We start from the raw sequence: 17,605 nt of genomic DNA on the forward strand, positions 1-17,605 counted from the left end.
TTACGCTGTCGGAATAACACAAATGAAACAAGCCAGGTTCAACATGGCCCGAGGAAACGAAGTCCAAGGCGCGACCAATGCTGTCGGCGCCAAGATCGTAACGTCAGCATCAGACATTCAAGCTCTGTTTGACGCCTGTCGTGTTGTCCTGTTTGACTGTGACGGCGTTCTGGTCAATAGCGAGCCGATCTCGCTCGCGACACTTGTCGATGTGCTTGATCACTTCAACGCACCGTTAAGCCTGCGCGAGGTATCTGACCGATTTACCGGTCGATCAAGTTCTGCTCCGATTGAATATATCAAAACCCAAACGGGCCGCGATGTCAGTGCTGAATTCAAACCGTATTATTATAAAATGCTGTTTGATCGCTATGACCGCGACCTGACCAAGATTAACGGGATCGATGCCGTCCTGGAAGCCTTGCGTCAACGTGATATTGCCTTTTGCATTTCATCAAGCAGCTCGGTCGAACGCCTTGAAAAGACCATGCAGGTCACGGGCCTTGGCCCGTGGTTCGAAGGCCGGGTTTACAGTGCTGATTTTGTTCAAAACGGCAAACCGGCCCCGGATCTTTTTCTTTATGCCGCAAATGGCATGGGATACGCCCCGACCGAGGCCATCGTGATCGAGGATTCCGTGGCCGGGGTGACAGCGGCGCGGGCCGCGGGCATGAAATGTATCGGCTTTGTCGGGGGCGGGCATTATGCCGACGATCGGCAAACCGCAAGCAGGCGTCTTTATGATGCGGGTGCAGATATCGTCATCAAGGATATGGCGATCCTTGCCGAGGCCGTCATCTGAATGGGGCCTGACCCCAAAGCGTTTTGCGTTTAATCTGCCCCATTCTGCCGAAGATGACCTTCTGTCCGGCGAGGAAAGGTCCGCAGGACGTAGCGGGGCTACGTTCAAGGGGCTTGACGCTGCGGGGCGGAAGGTTATCCCAGCCCGAAGGGTTTGATTTTGGCGGCGTTTGACTGCGTTACACCGTTTGACCGATGCGTCGCATCGCTCTGCACGCTGTGCCTTGCCAAACGGCACGCCAAAAACAAACATAATGGAGCAGATTAAACGCAAAACGCTTTAGCGCTGGGTCAGAAGTTTCTGATAACGGGTCTGGCTTTGGCTGAGATGATCACGCATGGCTTTGCGCGCACTTTCTTCATCGCGCGCGGCAATGGCATCATAAATACGGCGATGTTCGCCGGTAATCATCTGCATATAGGCCTTTTGGTCTTCGGCCTCTGGTGGGCGGCGGCGCAACTGCGCGCGCGGGATGGTTTTATCGCCCAGATGTTCAAGGAATTCGGCAAAGCGGCGATTGTTGGTTGCGGCTGCGATCGCGCTGTGGAATTCGAAATCGGCCTGTTCGGTCGGTTCACCCTTTTCAAGGGCTTGTTCCATCTTGGCCATCGCCTCAAAAATCTTGGTTTGCTGCGCCACCGAGCTTCGCGTGCAGGCAAGACCGGCGGCTTCGATCTCGACTGCCATACGCAGTTCAAGGATTTCCAGAACATCAGACACTTGCGCATAATCAACTGCGAAAATCGATGTTTCGCTGGTGCGTGCTTGCGGGGGCAGAACAAACACCCCGGCCCCCTGACGCGGTTCAAGCAACCCGTCTGCCTTTAACGCCGCAATGGCTTCGCGTATGACAGTGCGGCTGACCCCGAACTGTTCGGTCAGGACCGGCTCGGTCGGCAGCTTGGTGCCGGGTTCGCGTTGCCCGCTTTCAATCTCTTGGCGCAGGCTGGCGATGACTTTTTCGGTCAGCGAGACTTTGCGCGGTGCTGCCGATACACGGGGCTTGTTCATTTTGCGTATCCGATAAATCCGGTGTAAAACGACGAGGGTCCTGACCCTAGATATAAAAATGGCGATTGGCGTTAAGGTTTGGTTGGCGCCATGGGAATTATCATCTTCACATAATCGAACGATAGTGGTTCTGTAAAGTCATCATATGATTTTGGTTGGATGTGAGGCGCGCAGGCATGGCCAAAAAAGGCGAACCTGAATACCGTTGGAACAGTGGTCCTTTCCAGATCGGGATTGTCCCGCAGGGCGGGTCGATATCGCGGATCGACTGGATCCGCCCGGATGGCAAGGGCATCATCAATCTTTTGCGTCCCGTAACGCCCGAGGCGATTGCATCTGCCAATCCATCAAGCCTTGGCTGTTTTCCGATGGTGCCATTTGCCAATCGGCTGGCCTTTGCCGAGTTCGAATTTGACGGGCGCATCGTCAAGGTCCCGGCCAACCGCCCGCCCAGCCCGCATGCCATTCATGGGTTCGGGCGGTCGGCAGAATGGACGATTGAACGCCCGACGGTCGACACCCTGCGCTTCAATCACAAACATGATGATCCGCAAAGCGGCTTTGTCTATGTCGCCTGGCAGGAATTCAAGGTCACCGAACAGGACGTCACCCTTGAAATCGGCGTGCGCCATCTTGGCCGTACGCCCATGCCCTATGGTATTGGCCTGCATCCATGGTTCCCCGGCGGTGATGATGTGTCGGTTGCCTTTATCGCAGCCGACAGTTTTGCCACCGATGATGAGATGTTGCCAACAGCACGCACGGTGATTGATCTTGGGCGTGATTTTTCGGATGGCAAGATGATCCGCCATAACCGCGCGCTGGATGCCCATTATGCCGGTTGGCATCTTGAGGCCGATATGGTCTGGCAGGACGCAGGCTACAGTCTGAAAATGGTTGCAAGCGATACGTTGCCAAACGTTCAGTTCTATATCCCCGAAGACGGCAAGACGTTTTGTGTCGAACCGGTTTCCCACGTGCCCAACGTTCATAACCGTCCGGAATTCAAGGAACTTGGCGATCTTAAGGTGCTGGACAAGAACCAGACACTGACCGGGACAATGACACTGATTCCAAGCTTGCTGGAACAGCCTGACAGCGGACTGGTCGAAGATGCCGAGCTCGAACTGCCGGGTAATCGCGACTATTCGCTGGTTGACTGATCGGGTTTGGTTGGCGCTGGTGCAAGGGCTTTACCGACAGGTCGTTTATCGATAAAAACTTACAAGTAAGTTTTACAAGATAACAAGTCCGGGGGACGGATGTCGGAATTGCTTTTAAGGGTTCAGAAGCGCGAAAAGCTTGCGGATCAGCTCTATGGTCAGATTCTCGAACAAATCATTTCTGGCAATCTCGCCGAAGGAACCAAACTGCCCTCGGAAAACGAGATCTGCGCATCGTTTGGTGTGTCACGCCCGGTCGTTCGCGAGGCGCTTCGTAAACTGCAATCAGATGGTTTGGTTTATGCCCGGCAGGGGGTTGGGTCGTTCGTTAAAAAGCGCCCGCCACAGGGCCTGATCGAATTTGGCGGTGTCAGTGATGTCGCCGGACTTTTGCGCTGTTTTGAGGCACGCTCCGCGATTGAGGGCACAACAGCGCGCATGGCGGCCGAACGGGCCAGCCCGCGCCACCATCGCGAAATTGAAAATGCGCTCAAGATGCTCGAAGACGGGGTTGCCGCAGGCGATATCGCCGACAAAGCCGATCTCGCTTTTCACATGGCGATTGCGCGTGCCGGCGGGAATGAAATTTTCGTCACCATTCTCAATTCCCTGGATGAAGTAATGTCGAAATCCATGCGTGTGGCCCTAAATATCACACGCGGTGGATCGGCGGAACGCGCCCAAAAGGTCCTGTCCGAACATCGCCAGATCTATGACGCAATCATTGGCCGCGATGGCAACAGCGCCGAACTTATGATGCGCTATCACCTGCATCAGGCCCGTCAGCGTGTCACCGACCACGCCCGCGACAAATAAGCCCCCTGCGTTCCTGACGGGCATCGCCCTGTTGACAAGCAGGGGGCGGTTACGGCACACCAGAACACAACAATAATTAATCATATGAATTTCGGAGTGTGTATGATGACGGGCGGTTCGATGTATCAGCCGGAACTTCTTTCTGACGAGACCTTTACATTGGCGGAATGCCCCAACTGGGATGCGGCCAATAACCGGCTTTACTGGACCGATATCCTGAATGGCAAACTGCATGCGCATGACATCGAAACAGGTGTGCGTACGACATGGACATTTGACAGCGAGCTTGGCTGCTTTGGCCTGACAGATCAGGGGCGCATTATCGTGGCCCTGCGCAAGGACATCATTTTCCTTGATCCTGAAACCGACGAGCGCACGCCACTGTGCCGGATCGAAGACGGTATTAACAGCCGCACCAACGATGGCAAGATCGGCCCGGATGACGCGTTCTGGGTTGGCACCATGGATGACAATCCCGAAAAAATGCCGATTGCCTCACTTTATCGCATCACGGCTGATGGCAAGGTCGAGGAAAAGGCAACCGGGTTCAAGATTTCCAACGGCATTGCCTGGTCGGGCGACGGGACGAAAATGTATCATTCGGACTCCCGCGGGCCGTGGGTCAATCGTTGGGATTTCGATGTGGCAACGGGCAATATTTCCAACTGCACGCGCTATCTTGATCTGGATGATACGCTTGGCCGCCCGGATGGCGGGGCGGTGGATGCGGAAGGGTGCTATTGGTCGGCTGGGGTATCGGCTGGCAACCTCAATCGCTTTGCGCCGGATGGAACGCTTTTGAAATCAATCGCAATGCCCATGCCCAATCCGACCATGCCGTGCTTTGGCGGGCCGGATATGAAAACGCTGTATGTTACCAGCCATCAGGAAGGGTACAGCCCTGAAAAGCGCGCTGAATTCCCCCATGCCGGGAAGCTCGTAAAGCTGCGCGTTGAAGTGCCCGGTGTGCCGGTCAACAAGTTCCGCGAAAACGGCTAAAACCCGGCCGCACCTTAAAACAAAAGCCATGCGATGGGATGTCGCATGGCTTTTTTTATTGGCGATTTGTCGCCCGAATTCAGACTTGTCAGATCGGGTCAGACCTTTTTGATCTCGGCGGTCACGGTGCCAAGCCCCTCAAAGATGGCTTCGATTTTGCCAAACGAGGTGATGGTCGGGGTGGCACAGGCACCCGTCGTGATCACGTCACCGGCCTTCAGGCTTTTGCCGCGCTTGGCAAGGAAGCCGACCAGATATTCAAGCCCGCCAAATATCTCCGGCCAGGCATCGGGATCGTCATTGCTGGCAAGAACTTCACCGTTGCTTTTGGTGGTGACTTTGCCACCGATAAAGCCAAGATCACGCCAACCCTCGATTTCCTGGCCTAGGATGAAGTGGCTGGTCGAATTAAGGTCGGCCAGTGTTTGAACCGGGTCCTGCTTTTCGTGATAGCGTCGATCAGCAATCTCGATTGCCAGATGCATGCTTTTGATATGATCAAGGATATCGCTTGATGTCGCATCCGGGGCAGGGGTGCTTGCCATGACGACAGCAATTTCGGCCTCGATATTCGGGAAATGGATGTCCTTGGTGGTCAGTGTCGCACCATCGCCAAGTATGCGTCCCTCCAGCAACGGTCCAACCAGCGGGCCATCCGCGCCGATTTTTTCCTGTGCCGCACGGGTGGCAACCGCAAGCTTCCAGCCAGCTTGTGCAATCCCGACCTGCTTTAACGTTGCGTCCTGAACGGCATAGGCCTCGTCAAAACTCTTGGGGGCAATGTCATCAGGCAGGGGATCGATCAGGGTGTGCTGGGTAAAGGCGTCGGCAAGGATGCGGCTGGCGGCAGTAATATCAGTCATTCCCGGTCTTCTTGTTTGTGGTGTGTGATTTGGTGTCTGAGCCTAGCGGGCTTTGGGCGCAAAGTCATCATACCAATCACCTCGATTCGTTAAAATCAGCCCAAACTTGTCAGTTCGCACCAAAGTCGAAAAAGGCGTGTGGGGGCTGTGATCCCCGGTTTTCCGGCATTCTCAGTGCGTTAAGTGCGTCTGAGTATTATGTTTGACAAAGTGATATGATGAATTTATAGAATCGTCATAGTTATTTTGACGCTTTCAGACTTTAAGGACGCTTGATGCACTATCTAGAGATGAAAAAGGCGATTGGTGCCGGCTTGCTTTCTTTTCCGGTCACGCCTTTTGATGCCGAGGGCAAGCTTGATCTTGCGGCCTATCGCACGCATGTCGGCTGGTTGTCGCAATATCCGGCAACCGCCCTGTTTGCAGCAGGCGGCACCGGCGAATTCTTTTCCCTGACCCCGGCAGAGGTTGTCGAAACCGTACGCGCGGCCAAGGAAGTTGCGGGGGATACCCCGATTATTGCCGGCTGCGGCTATGGCACGGCCATGGCGGTTGAACTTGCCAAGGCCTGCGAGGCTGCCGGTGCGGATGGCCTGTTGCTTTTGCCGCAATATCTGGTCGGGGCAGAGCAGGAAGGCCTGTTTGCCCGCGTCAAGGCGGTGTGTGATGCAGTCGATATCGGCGTGATTGTCTATAACCGCGATAATTCGATCATCACGGCGGAAACGCTGGGCAAGCTGTGCGATGTCTGCCCGAACCTTGTCGGGTTCAAGGATGGTCATGGCAATATCGAAATGGTGACAAAGGTTTGCACCATGATCGGTGATCGCCTGTCCTATATCGGCGGCATGCCCACGGCTGAAGTTTTCGCCAAGGCCTATAAGGCGGCCGGTGTGACAACCTATTCATCGGCGGTCTTCAACTTCCTGCCGCAACAGGCGCTTGATTTCTATGATGCCCTGACGCGCGATGATGATGACGCGATGAGCCGTGCGCTTCTCGAATTTTTCTATCCCTATCTTGATATCCGCAACCGCGGAAAGGGATATGCCGTTTCCATCGTCAAGGCGGGCATGCGCGTGATCGGCCGCGATACCGGCCCGGTGCGCAGTCCGCTGACCGATTTGACAGACCAGGAACATGACATGCTGGCCGAGGTGATCCGCAAGGCCTATGGCGAGGGCGCGCTGCGCGCTGCCTGAGCTATGCCTTCATGGCCGCATGAACCTGCCTTTCCCCCGGCAGGTCACACTTGCCGGGGGATATGATTGCGACGCCAAAAAATAACAATTGGCGCGCAGAAAAAGAAGCAGCTATTAGACTAGTTGTTAACAAATCTTACAGTTGTGTTTACAAGTTGGCGATTGTAGGATTATATGAGAAATAATGATCCCAAAAGGGGCATCAAGGCTTTAACGCAAGTGACATATCGTCTCGGGAGGAACCCAAATGAACTCGTTTATCAAGACCACGACACTGACGATTGCGGCTGCAGCCGTCTCGGTTGCGCTGGCATCCGGTGCACAGGCCCGCGAATGGCGCGGTTGGAACATCCATCCGCCGGAATACCCGGTTTCGACCGGCATGGAAGAATTCGCCAAGCTGATCAATGAAAAGTCCGGCGGCGATCTGGAAGCCAAGGTTTATCACGGTGGCGTACTGGGTGATCAGCCCGATGCGATCCAGCAGGTCCGCCTTGGTGGTCTGGACTGGGCCGTTTTCAACCTCGGCCCGCTGGGTGAAGTCGCACCCGAAGCCAACGTCGTGTCGCTGCCTTTCATCTTTAAAAACGTCGATGCCATGCATGACGTCATGGACGGCCCGGCCGGTCAGCAGATTGCTGATGGCCTGATCGAAGCCGGCCTGCAGCCGCTTGGCTGGTATGATTCCGGTGCGCGTTCTTTCTATAACTCCAAGCACCCGATCAACACCCCGGCTGACCTTGACGGTTTGAAATTCCGCGTCATGAGCAACGATCTTTATGTTCAGATGGTTGATGCGCTTGGCGGCAACGCGACCCCGATGGCCTATAGCTCGGTCTATCAGTCGCTGAAAACCGGTGTGATTGACGGTGCGGAAAACAACTATCCGTCTTATGACAGCTCCGGCCACTTTGAGGCGGCGAAATACTATTCCGTCACCCAGCACCTGATCCTGCCGGAATGCCTGTGCATGAACAAGGCGCTGTATGACAGCCTGTCGGACGACGAAAAGAAAACCGTCCAGGAAGCAGCTGATGCGTCGGTTAAGGTACAGCGTGCCGCATGGGCCGAGCGTGCTGAGAAGTCCAAGGAAAAAGTCATTGCTTCGGGCATCGAAGTCAACGAAATCGCTGACAAGCAGGCCTTCCAGGATGCAATGCAGCCGGTCTACGACAACTTTCTGAAAGCCAACCCGGATCTGGCTGATCTCGTTAAAGCCATCCAGGACGCACAGATGTAAGCCACATATTACAAGGCGGGCGGCGATTTAATCGTCGCCCTTCTTTGTTTGTAGGGTTACGTTCTTCGCGGTTGTATTGCCGATTAATCAATTTCTGGCGGCGCATAGATGTTTTCCAGTTTTACCAAATTGCTTGACCGTTTGGGCGGCGGCATTGCCGGCGTTCTCAATCTGATTGGCGGTCTGGCGCTTGTCGCGCTTATTCCGAGTTTTGCGTGGCTTGTTTTTGGCCGCTATGTCCTTAATGAAACGCCGACATGGGTCGAACAGGTTTCACTTATTCTGATTGTGCTGATTACCTTTCCGGTCGCAGCAGCGGGCATGCGCGACAACAGCCATCTTTCCGTTTCATTCTTCCGCGATGCCCTGCCGCCCAAGATCGCCGCCGTTGTTGCTGCGATCAGCTATGCCGCCATGGCCTGGTTCGGATACTGGATGCTGATTGGCGGGATCGATCTTGTTGCCTTTAACTGGGTCAAGACCATGCCGATCATTCATATTTCCGATGGCTTGCGGTCTGTGCCGATGGCGGTTTGCGGCGCCGGGATCATGTTTTACAGCGTGGTTCATATCCTCAAGATCGTGGCGAACTGGAAAACCATTTCCCAAGCCACCCATTACCATGAAGACATTCTGAACGAGGACGCGAAATAACATGGGCATGACCATTCTTCTGGGCGTGTTTGCCATTGGTATCCTGATTGGTATGCCCGTTGCCATCGCACTTGGCATCGCTGCCCTTGGGGCGTTTTTTGTTGAAGGGCTCCCGACCCTGATTGCGTTTCAGCGCATCGGATCGGGGATTTCGGCCTTTTCGCTTTTGGCCATTCCGTTCTTTATTTTTGCCGGGGAGCTGATGCTTCATGGCGGGATCGCAACGCGGCTGGTGCAATTTGCGACCGCCCTTGTCGGCAGTCGTCGCGGCGGCCTTGGCATTGTGAACGTGTTTTCATCGATGCTGTTTGGCGGTATTTCCGGTTCTGCGGTGGCCGATACATCGGCCCTTGGATCGATCCTGATCCCGGTGATGAAAAAGGAAGGCTACCGCGCGGACTATGCCGTCAACGTGACAGTGACATCATCAATTGCCGGGATCATGATCCCGCCCAGCCATAACATGATCCTGTATGCGGTCGCGGCCGGCGGCGGCATTTCGATTTCCAAGCTGTTCATGGCCGGGGTTGTTCCGGGCATCATCATGTGTGTGTTGCTTGGCCTTGCCACCTGGCTTGTTGCGATCAAGCATGGCTATCCGGCTGAACCATTCCCGGGCTGGGCGGTGGTCTGGCGCACTGCGGTCCGCGCACTTCCGGGCTTCTTTACCGCCGTCATCATTGTCGGGGGTGTCCTGAGCGGTGTGTTCACCGTTACGGAATCAGGTGCGATTGGTGTCGCCTATGCGCTGATCATTACCGGACTTGTGTATCGTGAACTTAATTGGGCGGGCTTTGTTGCCGCGGTCAAACAATCGGCCAAAACGACGGCCCTTGTGATGCTGCTGGTCGGCTGTGCGTCGGCTTATGGCTATATGCTGGCGTTTTATCAGGTGCCGGATGCACTGGCCGAGGCGATTACCGGGATCACCGATAATCCAATCATGGTGTTGTTGTTGATCAATGTCATGTTGCTGGTTGCGGGCATGATCATGGATATGGCGGCCCTGATCCTGATTTGTACGCCGATCTTCCTGCCGCTTGCCATGCAGTTCGGTATGGACCCGATCCAGTTTGGTATGGTCCTGATGATGAATTTGGGACTTGGCCTGTGTACGCCGCCCGTGGGATCTTGCCTGTTTGTCGGGTGCGCCATTGGCGGGGTGAAAATCGAAAAAGCCGTGCAGTCGATCTGGCCGTTTTATCTGGCGATCCTGACCGCGCTTTTGCTGACAACTTATATCCCTGCGGTTTCGTTGACGCTTCCGAACCTTGTGTTCGGCGGGTAATGGATCGCAGACCAAGATTAGGACCAAAGAGGATAATTATGAAACGTTTGCTGATCACCGGTGCCGGTGGAAACCTTGGCAAGATCTGCCGCGAAGGGCTTAAGGGCTATGCCGATGTCATTCGCCTGTCTGACATTTCACCGATGGACCCGGCAGGCCCGAACGAGGAAGTCGTGCAATGCGATCTGTCTGACCGGGCAGCGGTGATTGAGCTGACCAAGGATGTTGACGGCATCATTCATCTCGGCGGCATTTCGATTGAGGCGGCCTTTGATGATCTGCTGCAGGCCAATCTGGCAGGCACCTATAACCTGTATGAAGGTGCCCGTCAGAACGGGGTCGGACGGATCATGTTTGCCAGCTCCAACCACGCGATTGGTTTCCACAAGCGCACCACCAGACTTGACGATACGTCCGAACAGCGCCCAGACAGCCTGTATGGCGTGACCAAATGTTACGGCGAAGCGATGGCAAGCTACTATTTCGACAAGTTCGATGTTGAAACCGTTTCGCTGCGCATCGGCTCGTGCTTTGAAAAGCCAAAGGATCGCCGCATGCTGTCCACCTGGATGAGCCCGCGTGATTTCATCTCCCTGATGAAGGCGATTTTTGATGCCCCGATGACGGGGCACCTTGTTATGTACGGGGTTTCGGACAACAAGTCCAAATGGTGGAGCAACGATCACGCCGACTTCCTCGGCTGGAAACCGAAAGACAGTTCCGAACAATTCCGTGCCGAGATCGAGGCTGCTTTCCCGCCCGAAGATCGCCATGACCCGGCTGTGATCTATCAGGGCGGTGGCTTTGCCGCCAAGGGGCATTTCGAAGACTGATTACCGTTCCAAGTATCAGAAACATATACTTACAAGGGCCTGCTGTTGCAGGCCCTTTTGCTTTTTGCATTGAAGAATGATCGGGGTCGTTTATCCGCATAAACGATCTTGAGATCGATCTTCATCGACCGGTACACCTGATAATGTTGATGGATTTTATTCCGGTAATGCGATGGCATTCGTGATTTCAGAATGTCTAAATTGCGGATGTTTGTCACAATCATCATATTAAATGACTTTTCAAAAAGCCTCTTTCCGGCTAGCTATAAAAGTTCATGAAAGTGATCGCGTCGGGCGGTTTGCCGCGATAAGAATGGTCATACAATTACAAGGCGGTAAACAGCCGCACCGTGATCAGGGAGAAACCATGTCGAACGTCAAAACTGTTTTGCCAAACCTGCGATGCACATTGGGCGAAGGTCCGCATTGGGATGCCGAAGATGGTGTCTTGTACTGGGTCGATATCGTCGGCAAGACGGCTTATGCGCTGCGTCCTGATCAGGGCGGCTCGCGCAGTTGGATGTTTGATCAGCCGGTGGCGGCCATTGTGCCGCGCCAAAAGGGCGGGCTTTTGGTTGCCCTTGCTGACGGGCTGGCCTTCCTTGATCCGGAAAGTGGCAAAACCACCCCGTTTGTCGCACCTGATGCTGATCATCCCGGCAACAGATCGAACGAAAGCCGTGTCGACCCGATGGGGCGTTTCTGGCATGGCACCATGCAAAACAATATCGGGCCAAACGGCGAAGATCTGCCGGTCACCGTTTCAACCGGGACGCTGAATTGTGTCGGTGCGGATGGCGAGGCCACCCGGTTTGGCGAGAACATCGGGATTTCCAATACGTTGTTGTGGTCGGCAGATGGCACAAAAATGTTCTTTGGCGATACCATCAAGAATACGCTTGATGTCTATGACTTCGACATGGAAACCGGCGTGCCATCCAACCCGAAGGTATTCTTTGGCCCGCAGGATCGCGGCAATATGGATGGTTCGGCGATGGATGCCGATGGCTATATCTGGAATGCGCGCTGGGGTGGGGGATGTTTGATGCGCTTTGCACCGGATGGCAGCGTTGATCGGGTGATTGAATTGCCCGTGACCCAGCCGACCAGCTGCGTGTTTGGTGGGCCGGATCTTAAAACCCTTTATATCACCTCGGCCGCGGTCGGGTTGGAAGACAATGGCAATGACCTTGAAGGCGCACTTCTGTCAATTCAGACAGACGTTGCCGGCCAGCCGTGCCACCGTTTTGCCGGCTAAAGCGACTTTAGCTTGTCAATAATCGGGCAGGACGGCTGATTTGCCCATTTTTGGCCTTGGTTTTCAGTATGTTTGGCGTCACCATTATCGGGTTACCAAAAAAATACGAGCAAACCGGGGTTAAAATGAAACCTGCAACCGCCACAACCATGTGGGCAAGGGCAATGATTGTCCTGGGCATGGTCGGGATATTGTCGGGCTGTGCCGCCCTGCAGCCGCCTGGCGAAAGTGTCACCGGATCGGTCAGTTATCGCGAACGCATCGCCCTTTCGCCCGACAATACGTTTTTGGTCGTGCGACTGCTTGATGTGTCGCGCGCCGATGCACCGTCCGTTGAAATTGCCGCCTTGCGTCAACCGGTCGCCAATCCGCCGATGGTTTTTATCCTGCCCTACGATCCGGCTGACATTGACCCGCGCCACAGCTATGCGGTGGAAGCGAAAATCGTCACGGCCAAGGGCGATCTTCTGTTTCGCAATGATCAAAGCTACCCGGTTCTGACTCGCGATGCGCCAAGCGATGTCGACATCATTGTTCGCAAAATTGCCCGCACGCAGGGAGACAGTGCCAACAAGAAGAACACTTCGGGGATTGCCAATGATATTGCCGCCATCGATGCCAAGCTGACCGGCATGCGTGTCATCCCCGGCCAATATTCCGCATCCGATCATACCGTAACCTACAAGGCCTATGTCACGTCGGACGGGCAACCGGTTCTGGTCGATGAGCATCGCGATCTTGGCGATTACGGATCAAGCGACGTCAAATTCTATTACCGAAATGGAAAGCTGCTGCGCTTTGCCGAGGAAGCAAAACGCATCAATTACGGTGGCGCGGATGATGACACGCCATTGCAATACACGCTGATCCTTGATTTTGAAAAAGGTCGTTTTTCATCGGGCAGCAAAATTGTCAACGGTACCGCCAGCCAACCTGATGAACATGAAATCAGCGGCGCACAGTCGCAAAGCAAGGTGGCGCTCAGCCGGATCGATGCAATGTTAAGCCAGCTTGGCAGCAGCCCGGAACCACGGCGAGGACCGGAATTGTTTGTCTGTGATGATCAAAGCCGCTTTGCCGTGACCTTTGATCAGCATACCAAGCGCGCCATTGTCGAATTTCGCGGTCGCGAACCGATCAGTCTGGCGCAAATGCCGACCGGATCGGGATATGGCTATGGCAATGAAATGTATGAATTGCGTGGCAAGGGCGCAGACGCGGTCTGGTCGACCCCGTCGGGGGATTTCCATTGCGCGGTTTCGCCCATGCCAGCCGAGGCAGCCGGTCTTGCCCTTGCGCCCGGGGAATTCCCGGTGGTCTCGGTTGCAGAACTCAAGGCCGAGGGCGGCGGGGTCTGGACGCAATACTTCGATGACTTGATGCCGGCCATCACGGCCTGCCTTGCCAAGAACCCCGGTGATCTGGTTTCTGTGCTGAAAGCCTGGCCGATGAACCATGGCATGATCGGGGTAAGGACCATCAACGGCAACGGTGGGCGCTATGATTGTCTTGTGCCATCCGATGGCATGGGAACGGCCCATACCGAACTGGTTGAAACCACCACCAACATTCTGCCCGGTGAGGACATTGTACGCTTTACCCCCGCCAGTGGAGCCTATCCGGCAGGGGACTGTTTTTCCCATGAACGCCTTGAGCAAAAGGGCGTATTTATTGGCTGGTTATCTGAAAAAAACTGCTGATCTTTTGAGCAAAACATGCAGAAACAAAATCCCGGCCAGGGTAACCTGGCCGGGATTTTTCTTGGTTGTTTTAATGTCCTAGTGGATCATGGCCCCGGTGGCACTCAGCATGCCGGTTGATCCGCTAAGCACATCGCCATTGCCAAGATGGATCGCCTGGAACCGGTGGCGATCAAAATGACCGGGCATCAAAAGCCCGCTTGCAGGTTCGCTGTGAAAGCCAAAGCGTGCGTAGTAATCCGGATCGCCGACCAGAAGAACCGACCGGTGACCTGCCGCCTGTGCTGCATTGAGTGCGGCATAAACCAAACCCGCCCCGACACCGGACCCGTTATAGATCTTGTCGACCGCAAGCGGTCCAAGCAGCAACGCATCGCCAGCATTGCCCGCGTTGACGTTCCACAACCGGACGGTGCCGATCATGTGTTTGCCTTCAAAGGCGACAAACGCAAGACCATCCGCTGGAAGCCGATTGCGGCGCAGGATTTCAGACGATTTCTGAAAGCGCGCCTGTCCCATGACGCGATCAAGCAGCTGTTCGCGCTCAAAGTGGTCAAACTGCCTTTCGCGATCAATCGTGATCATTGGCCTGTCTTTCCCGAACGGGGTCAGATGACATAGGCGGCAAGCGGCGAGAAGCCGTTGAACGCCACGGATGCATAAGTGGTGGTGTAGGCACCGGTTGCCTCGATCAGAACCTCGTCGCCGATGGTCAAAGAGATCGGCAGGTCATACGGGGTCTTTTCATAAAGTACATCGGCTGAATCACAGGTCGGACCGGCCAGAACGCACGGGGCAACGTCGCCGCCATCATGGATGGTCGTGATCGGATAGCGGATGGCTTCGTCCATGGTTTCGGCAAGGCCACCGAATTTACCGATATCAAGGTAAACCCAGCGCACCGGATCATCGGCATGCTTGCGCGAAATCAGGACAACCTCGGCTTTGATCACGCCTGCATCACCGACCATGCCACGGCCGGGTTCGATGATGGTTTCGGGCATGTGGTTGCCAAAGTGGTTGTGAAGCGCGTCAACAATCGCCGCACCGTATGCTTCGGTTGCCGGAATGTCGCGCAGGTAACGGGTCGGGAAGCCCCCACCCATATTGACCATGCGAAGATGAATGCCTTTTTCCGCCAGGGTGCGGAAGATCGAGGATGCCTCGGAAAGGGCGGTATCCCATGCGTCAAGGTTGCACTGCTGCGACCCAACGTGGAACGACACGCCATAGGCATCCAGACCCATGTGATGGGCATGCTCAAGAACTTCAAGCGCCATGGACGGCGCGCAGCCGAATTTGCGCGACAGCGGCCATTCTGCGCCAACGCCGTCGGTCAGGATGCGGCAGAAAACCTGCGCACCCGGTGCGACACGGGCGATTTTTTCGACTTCTTCGACGCAATCAACCGCATAAAGGCGCACACCAAGTTCAAAGGCGCGTGCAATGTCGCGTTCTTTTTTAATCGTGTTGCCAAATGAAATACGGTCCGGGCTTGCGCCGGCTGCCATCGCCATTTCGATTTCCGGGACGGATGCGGTGTCAAAGTTGCTGCCAAGATCGGCCAGCAGGCTCAGAACTTCCGGTGCCGGGTTTGCCTTGACGGCATAGAAAATGCGCGAGCTCGGCAGTGCACGGGTAAAGGTCTCGTAGTTGCGCTGAACAACGTCGAGGTCAACAACAAGGCACGGGCCTTCCGGGCGGTTCTGTGCCAGAAAATCAATAATACGCTGAGTTGCCATTGGGGCGTTCTCCCATTCCACGATATGGCAGCGTGCATGTACCTGATGCGCGCGCGCGGTGGAGGCGCGATGACGCGGACTACCTGCATGCTGTTTAGCCCCGGGGCCAACCGGAACTTGCGAAGTCTGCCTCGCTATGGAATGGGATTTCCCGTTCCGCACGTGGGCAATGATGGTGTGCCTCTTTAGTGTCGGTGGATTTGGACGCCACCTGAGACCAAAAAAGCCCTACACCGTCGTTGCTTTAAGTGTATCCCCCAGAGAACCGAAAGGGTTCCAGATTGGGACCACCACAGGCACGTGCGACTTTGGGCAAGCCGGGATTTACGCCCATTGCTTTTCGCGCGCAAGTAAAATTTTCATGCGTTTTGTCGTGAAACAATCGCAGGATCGTCGAAGAAGTCATGCCGCGACGCAAAAAATGGCGCGAATGGCCGCGTTCAGGATTTGCAACTGGTTCAGTTGGCAGGTTTTGGTATGGGGCAATGCAATTTGCGCATAAGTTGAACAGGGTTTTGAAGGCGATTGACGCTTTTGGACGGGCGGTGTAGCCCTTGGTCCATACATTCATTCAAGCGCGTTTTCGCCGCGTCCCGTGGCGCGTTGCATTCTTGCGCCACCCAGTCAGGAAATTCTTATGTCCAATATCAAAATCACCGCCGGTCCCTTCACTTTTGACGGTGTTCTGGAAATCGAAAAGGCGCCGCATACCTGCAAGGCGTTCCTCGACCGCATGCCGTTTGAAAGCAAGGCGGTCCATGTCCGCTGGAGCGGCGAGGGTGTCTGGATGCCGCTCGGCGATTATCAGTTCGGTGTGGATTATGAAAACCACACCAGCTTCCCGGCCCCCGGCCAGATCATTCTCTATCCCGGCGGCATCAGCGAAACCGAAATTCTGTTGGCTTACGGTGGCGTTCATTTCGCCTCCAAGGTCGGCCAGCTTGCCGGCAACCATTTCATCACCGTCACCAGCAACCTCGAAGACCTCGAAAAGCTTGGCAAGATGACGCTGTGGGAAGGCGCACAGCCGATCAAGTTCGAGCTAAGTTGATTTAAGGGGCAACTTTAGCGACAGCACCGGTGCGCGACTTGAATGTTAATTTGTCTCCTTGATCAGAAATCCACTTCGTAGAGCTCGAGTATCGGAATATATGGCATTTTGCGGCCTTCGTGAGAGCGCCGGTGACAACAAAAAGAACATAGGTTTCTTTGTGAGCCTGCAGTGCATCATATTCATTTGGAGTAAGCTCAAAATGAACACGGTTTGCCGAAATTCCTTTGACTTCAATTTGGAACAGCTGGTTGTTTGAGTAGGAGTTAATGTCCCAGCCATAGTTTTCCGAGGAGACATCTTCAGTTTCTTCGAAATAGTCCATCGCTAGCATCATAGCGAAGTCTTCTACTTCTTTTCTTCTTTCTGGATTTGAATTGCGAGGAGGCCTGCTGGTTGTCTTTTCGTCATTCCGCTTATAACTCTTAATTAGAAAACGAACTCTTTCGATCACTTCAGGATGCTTTTCAGCGTACCAAATGGGCGATTGTCCGAAGCCGCCTTTAATTCTTTGAGCAGCAGGAATTGTGACTGTTCTCAATGGAACTGGAAGTACCGTGGCCTTATCGAAGCTTGCTTCAATTGAGGATTCAACCGTGAGATTTCCTCGCTTATGCTCGTATTCAATATGTCTAAATACGGTCGCATTTTCGTACCATCCCACAACTTTTAAAACCATCGCGAATGGATCGAGAGCTGTAAAGACAACTGTGACGCCCTGAATGGCCTCAGACTTGGGTGAAGCTCCAAGCTTCGTGATATTTATACCGGAGCTTCTTGGGACGTACCCATATACTTTGCCTTCTAGGGGGGCAAAGTTCCATTGTTCATGACCGTTGCTGAATGGGACATTGTTGTTCCTAAAGAAGGAGAAATTTTCTGCCCTGAGAGGGTCGGACTTTTGGGCTCCTCGGTAGTATTTCATCCACCCGATACGAATAAAAACAATTGGATTGTGCACATTGCCCCCTGGTGCAAAGCAT

General features: G+C 54.5%; 18 protein-coding genes. 12 read left to right on the plus strand and 6 right to left on the minus strand.

Going from position 1 to position 17,605, the window contains the following annotated elements:
* Window positions 1–22: 22 nt before the first annotated feature.
* Window positions 23–802, plus strand: coding sequence for an HAD family phosphatase (locus tag HED22_RS15210; RefSeq protein ID WP_254870081.1), 780 nt, complete (start codon window positions 23–25; stop codon window positions 800–802).
* Window positions 803–1,081: 279 nt separating this feature from the next.
* Here HED22_RS15210 and HED22_RS15215 read toward each other — a convergent pair whose 3' ends face one another.
* Window positions 1,082–1,813 (minus strand): FadR/GntR family transcriptional regulator, encoded by a 732-nt coding sequence (locus HED22_RS15215; RefSeq protein ID WP_167723748.1) that lies wholly within the window; start codon window positions 1,811–1,813, stop codon window positions 1,082–1,084.
* Window positions 1,814–1,989: 176 nt separating this feature from the next.
* On the opposite strand from HED22_RS15215, the gene HED22_RS15220 reads away from it, so the two are divergent.
* The 3 genes from HED22_RS15220 (at window position 1,990) to HED22_RS15230 (ending at window position 4,791) form a co-directional block, all read left to right on the plus strand.
* Window positions 1,990–2,976: an aldose 1-epimerase gene (locus tag HED22_RS15220; RefSeq protein WP_167723750.1), complete on the plus strand. Its 987-nt coding sequence runs from the start codon at window positions 1,990–1,992 to the stop codon at window positions 2,974–2,976.
* Between the two features lie 99 nt (window positions 2,977–3,075).
* Window positions 3,076–3,792: a FadR/GntR family transcriptional regulator gene (locus HED22_RS15225; protein WP_167723752.1), complete on the plus strand. Its 717-nt coding sequence runs from the start codon at window positions 3,076–3,078 to the stop codon at window positions 3,790–3,792.
* 102 nt (window positions 3,793–3,894) lie between these two features.
* Window positions 3,895–4,791: an SMP-30/gluconolactonase/LRE family protein gene (locus HED22_RS15230; RefSeq protein WP_254870082.1), complete on the plus strand. Its 897-nt coding sequence runs from the start codon at window positions 3,895–3,897 to the stop codon at window positions 4,789–4,791.
* Between the two features lie 98 nt (window positions 4,792–4,889).
* Here the strand turns inward: HED22_RS15230 and HED22_RS15235 are convergent, their stop codons facing one another.
* Window positions 4,890–5,654, minus strand: a complete 765-nt coding sequence (locus tag HED22_RS15235) for a 2-keto-4-pentenoate hydratase (RefSeq protein WP_167723755.1) — start codon at window positions 5,652–5,654, stop codon at window positions 4,890–4,892.
* Window positions 5,655–5,929: 275 nt separating this feature from the next.
* Between HED22_RS15235 and kdgD the strand changes: the two genes are divergently transcribed.
* The 7 genes from kdgD (at window position 5,930) to HED22_RS15270 (ending at window position 13,829) form a co-directional block, all read left to right on the plus strand.
* Window positions 5,930–6,856, plus strand: coding sequence for a 5-dehydro-4-deoxyglucarate dehydratase (kdgD, locus tag HED22_RS15240; protein ID WP_167723756.1), 927 nt, complete (start codon window positions 5,930–5,932; stop codon window positions 6,854–6,856).
* Between the two features lie 247 nt (window positions 6,857–7,103).
* Window positions 7,104–8,096 carry a TRAP transporter substrate-binding protein gene (locus tag HED22_RS15245; RefSeq protein WP_167723758.1) on the plus strand — a complete coding sequence of 331 codons (993 nt, stop codon included), beginning with the start codon at window positions 7,104–7,106 and terminating at the stop codon, window positions 8,094–8,096.
* A 108-nt stretch (window positions 8,097–8,204) separates the two neighbouring features.
* Complete coding sequence (locus HED22_RS15250) at window positions 8,205–8,750, plus strand: TRAP transporter small permease (RefSeq protein ID WP_167723760.1); 546 nt, start codon at window positions 8,205–8,207, stop codon at window positions 8,748–8,750.
* Window position 8,751: 1 nt separating this feature from the next.
* Window positions 8,752–10,038 (plus strand): TRAP transporter large permease, encoded by a 1,287-nt coding sequence (locus HED22_RS15255; protein ID WP_167723762.1) that lies wholly within the window; start codon window positions 8,752–8,754, stop codon window positions 10,036–10,038.
* A gap of 38 nt (window positions 10,039–10,076) precedes the next feature.
* Window positions 10,077–10,871: an NAD(P)-dependent oxidoreductase gene (locus HED22_RS15260; RefSeq protein WP_167723764.1), complete on the plus strand. Its 795-nt coding sequence runs from the start codon at window positions 10,077–10,079 to the stop codon at window positions 10,869–10,871.
* Between the two features lie 367 nt (window positions 10,872–11,238).
* Window positions 11,239–12,129, plus strand: coding sequence for an SMP-30/gluconolactonase/LRE family protein (locus HED22_RS15265; RefSeq protein WP_167723766.1), 891 nt, complete (start codon window positions 11,239–11,241; stop codon window positions 12,127–12,129).
* A 125-nt stretch (window positions 12,130–12,254) separates the two neighbouring features.
* Complete coding sequence (locus HED22_RS15270; protein ID WP_167723768.1) at window positions 12,255–13,829, plus strand: YbaY family lipoprotein; 1,575 nt, start codon at window positions 12,255–12,257, stop codon at window positions 13,827–13,829.
* A gap of 78 nt (window positions 13,830–13,907) precedes the next feature.
* Here HED22_RS15270 and HED22_RS15275 read toward each other — a convergent pair whose 3' ends face one another.
* The 3 genes from HED22_RS15275 to HED22_RS15285 all read right to left on the minus strand — a co-directional run bounded on the left by HED22_RS15275 (window position 13,908) and on the right by HED22_RS15285 (window position 16,142).
* On the minus strand, window positions 13,908–14,414 hold the full coding sequence (locus HED22_RS15275; RefSeq protein ID WP_167723771.1) for a GNAT family N-acetyltransferase: 507 nt from the start codon (window positions 14,412–14,414) through the stop codon (window positions 13,908–13,910).
* A gap of 23 nt (window positions 14,415–14,437) precedes the next feature.
* Window positions 14,438–15,571, minus strand: coding sequence for a type III PLP-dependent enzyme (locus HED22_RS15280; RefSeq protein ID WP_167723773.1), 1,134 nt, complete (start codon window positions 15,569–15,571; stop codon window positions 14,438–14,440).
* A gap of 244 nt (window positions 15,572–15,815) precedes the next feature.
* Window positions 15,816–16,142 carry a hypothetical protein gene (locus tag HED22_RS15285; protein ID WP_167723775.1) on the minus strand — a complete coding sequence of 109 codons (327 nt, stop codon included), beginning with the start codon at window positions 16,140–16,142 and terminating at the stop codon, window positions 15,816–15,818.
* Window positions 16,143–16,208: 66 nt separating this feature from the next.
* Between HED22_RS15285 and HED22_RS15290 the strand changes: the two genes are divergently transcribed.
* The gene (locus HED22_RS15290; RefSeq protein ID WP_167723777.1) at window positions 16,209–16,622 is read left to right on the plus strand and encodes a DUF3830 family protein; all 414 of its coding nucleotides are present in this window, start codon (window positions 16,209–16,211) and stop codon (window positions 16,620–16,622) included.
* Between the two features lies 1 nt (window position 16,623).
* Here the strand turns inward: HED22_RS15290 and HED22_RS19820 are convergent, their stop codons facing one another.
* Window positions 16,624–17,583 (minus strand): DUF3883 domain-containing protein, encoded by a 960-nt coding sequence (locus HED22_RS19820; protein ID WP_167723779.1) that lies wholly within the window; start codon window positions 17,581–17,583, stop codon window positions 16,624–16,626.
* Between the last annotated feature and the right edge of the window lie 22 nt (window positions 17,584–17,605).

The sequence above is a fragment of the Thalassospira sp. HF15 genome (assembly GCF_011806525.1).
Lineage (GTDB): Bacteria > Pseudomonadota > Alphaproteobacteria > Rhodospirillales > Thalassospiraceae > Thalassospira.

What these genes read in the sequence shown, in the direction of transcription:
- HED22_RS15210 (WP_254870081.1), top strand. Translation starts at nt 23, where the DNA reads ATGAAACAAGCCAGGTTCAACATGGCCCGAGGAAACGAAGTCCAAGGC.
- HED22_RS15215 (WP_167723748.1), bottom strand. Translation starts at nt 1,813, where the DNA reads ATGAACAAGCCCCGTGTATCGGCAGCACCGCGCAAAGTCTCGCTGACC.
- HED22_RS15220 (WP_167723750.1), top strand. Translation starts at nt 1,990, where the DNA reads ATGGCCAAAAAAGGCGAACCTGAATACCGTTGGAACAGTGGTCCTTTC.
- HED22_RS15225 (WP_167723752.1), top strand. Translation starts at nt 3,076, where the DNA reads ATGTCGGAATTGCTTTTAAGGGTTCAGAAGCGCGAAAAGCTTGCGGAT.
- HED22_RS15230 (WP_254870082.1), top strand. Translation starts at nt 3,895, where the DNA reads ATGATGACGGGCGGTTCGATGTATCAGCCGGAACTTCTTTCTGACGAG.
- HED22_RS15235 (WP_167723755.1), bottom strand. Translation starts at nt 5,654, where the DNA reads ATGACTGATATTACTGCCGCCAGCCGCATCCTTGCCGACGCCTTTACC.
- kdgD (WP_167723756.1), top strand. Translation starts at nt 5,930, where the DNA reads ATGCACTATCTAGAGATGAAAAAGGCGATTGGTGCCGGCTTGCTTTCT.
- HED22_RS15245 (WP_167723758.1), top strand. Translation starts at nt 7,104, where the DNA reads ATGAACTCGTTTATCAAGACCACGACACTGACGATTGCGGCTGCAGCC.
- HED22_RS15250 (WP_167723760.1), top strand. Translation starts at nt 8,205, where the DNA reads ATGTTTTCCAGTTTTACCAAATTGCTTGACCGTTTGGGCGGCGGCATT.
- HED22_RS15255 (WP_167723762.1), top strand. Translation starts at nt 8,752, where the DNA reads ATGGGCATGACCATTCTTCTGGGCGTGTTTGCCATTGGTATCCTGATT.
- HED22_RS15260 (WP_167723764.1), top strand. Translation starts at nt 10,077, where the DNA reads ATGAAACGTTTGCTGATCACCGGTGCCGGTGGAAACCTTGGCAAGATC.
- HED22_RS15265 (WP_167723766.1), top strand. Translation starts at nt 11,239, where the DNA reads ATGTCGAACGTCAAAACTGTTTTGCCAAACCTGCGATGCACATTGGGC.
- HED22_RS15270 (WP_167723768.1), top strand. Translation starts at nt 12,255, where the DNA reads ATGAAACCTGCAACCGCCACAACCATGTGGGCAAGGGCAATGATTGTC.
- HED22_RS15275 (WP_167723771.1), bottom strand. Translation starts at nt 14,414, where the DNA reads ATGATCACGATTGATCGCGAAAGGCAGTTTGACCACTTTGAGCGCGAA.
- HED22_RS15280 (WP_167723773.1), bottom strand. Translation starts at nt 15,571, where the DNA reads ATGGCAACTCAGCGTATTATTGATTTTCTGGCACAGAACCGCCCGGAA.
- HED22_RS15285 (WP_167723775.1), bottom strand. Translation starts at nt 16,142, where the DNA reads ATGAATGTATGGACCAAGGGCTACACCGCCCGTCCAAAAGCGTCAATC.
- HED22_RS15290 (WP_167723777.1), top strand. Translation starts at nt 16,209, where the DNA reads ATGTCCAATATCAAAATCACCGCCGGTCCCTTCACTTTTGACGGTGTT.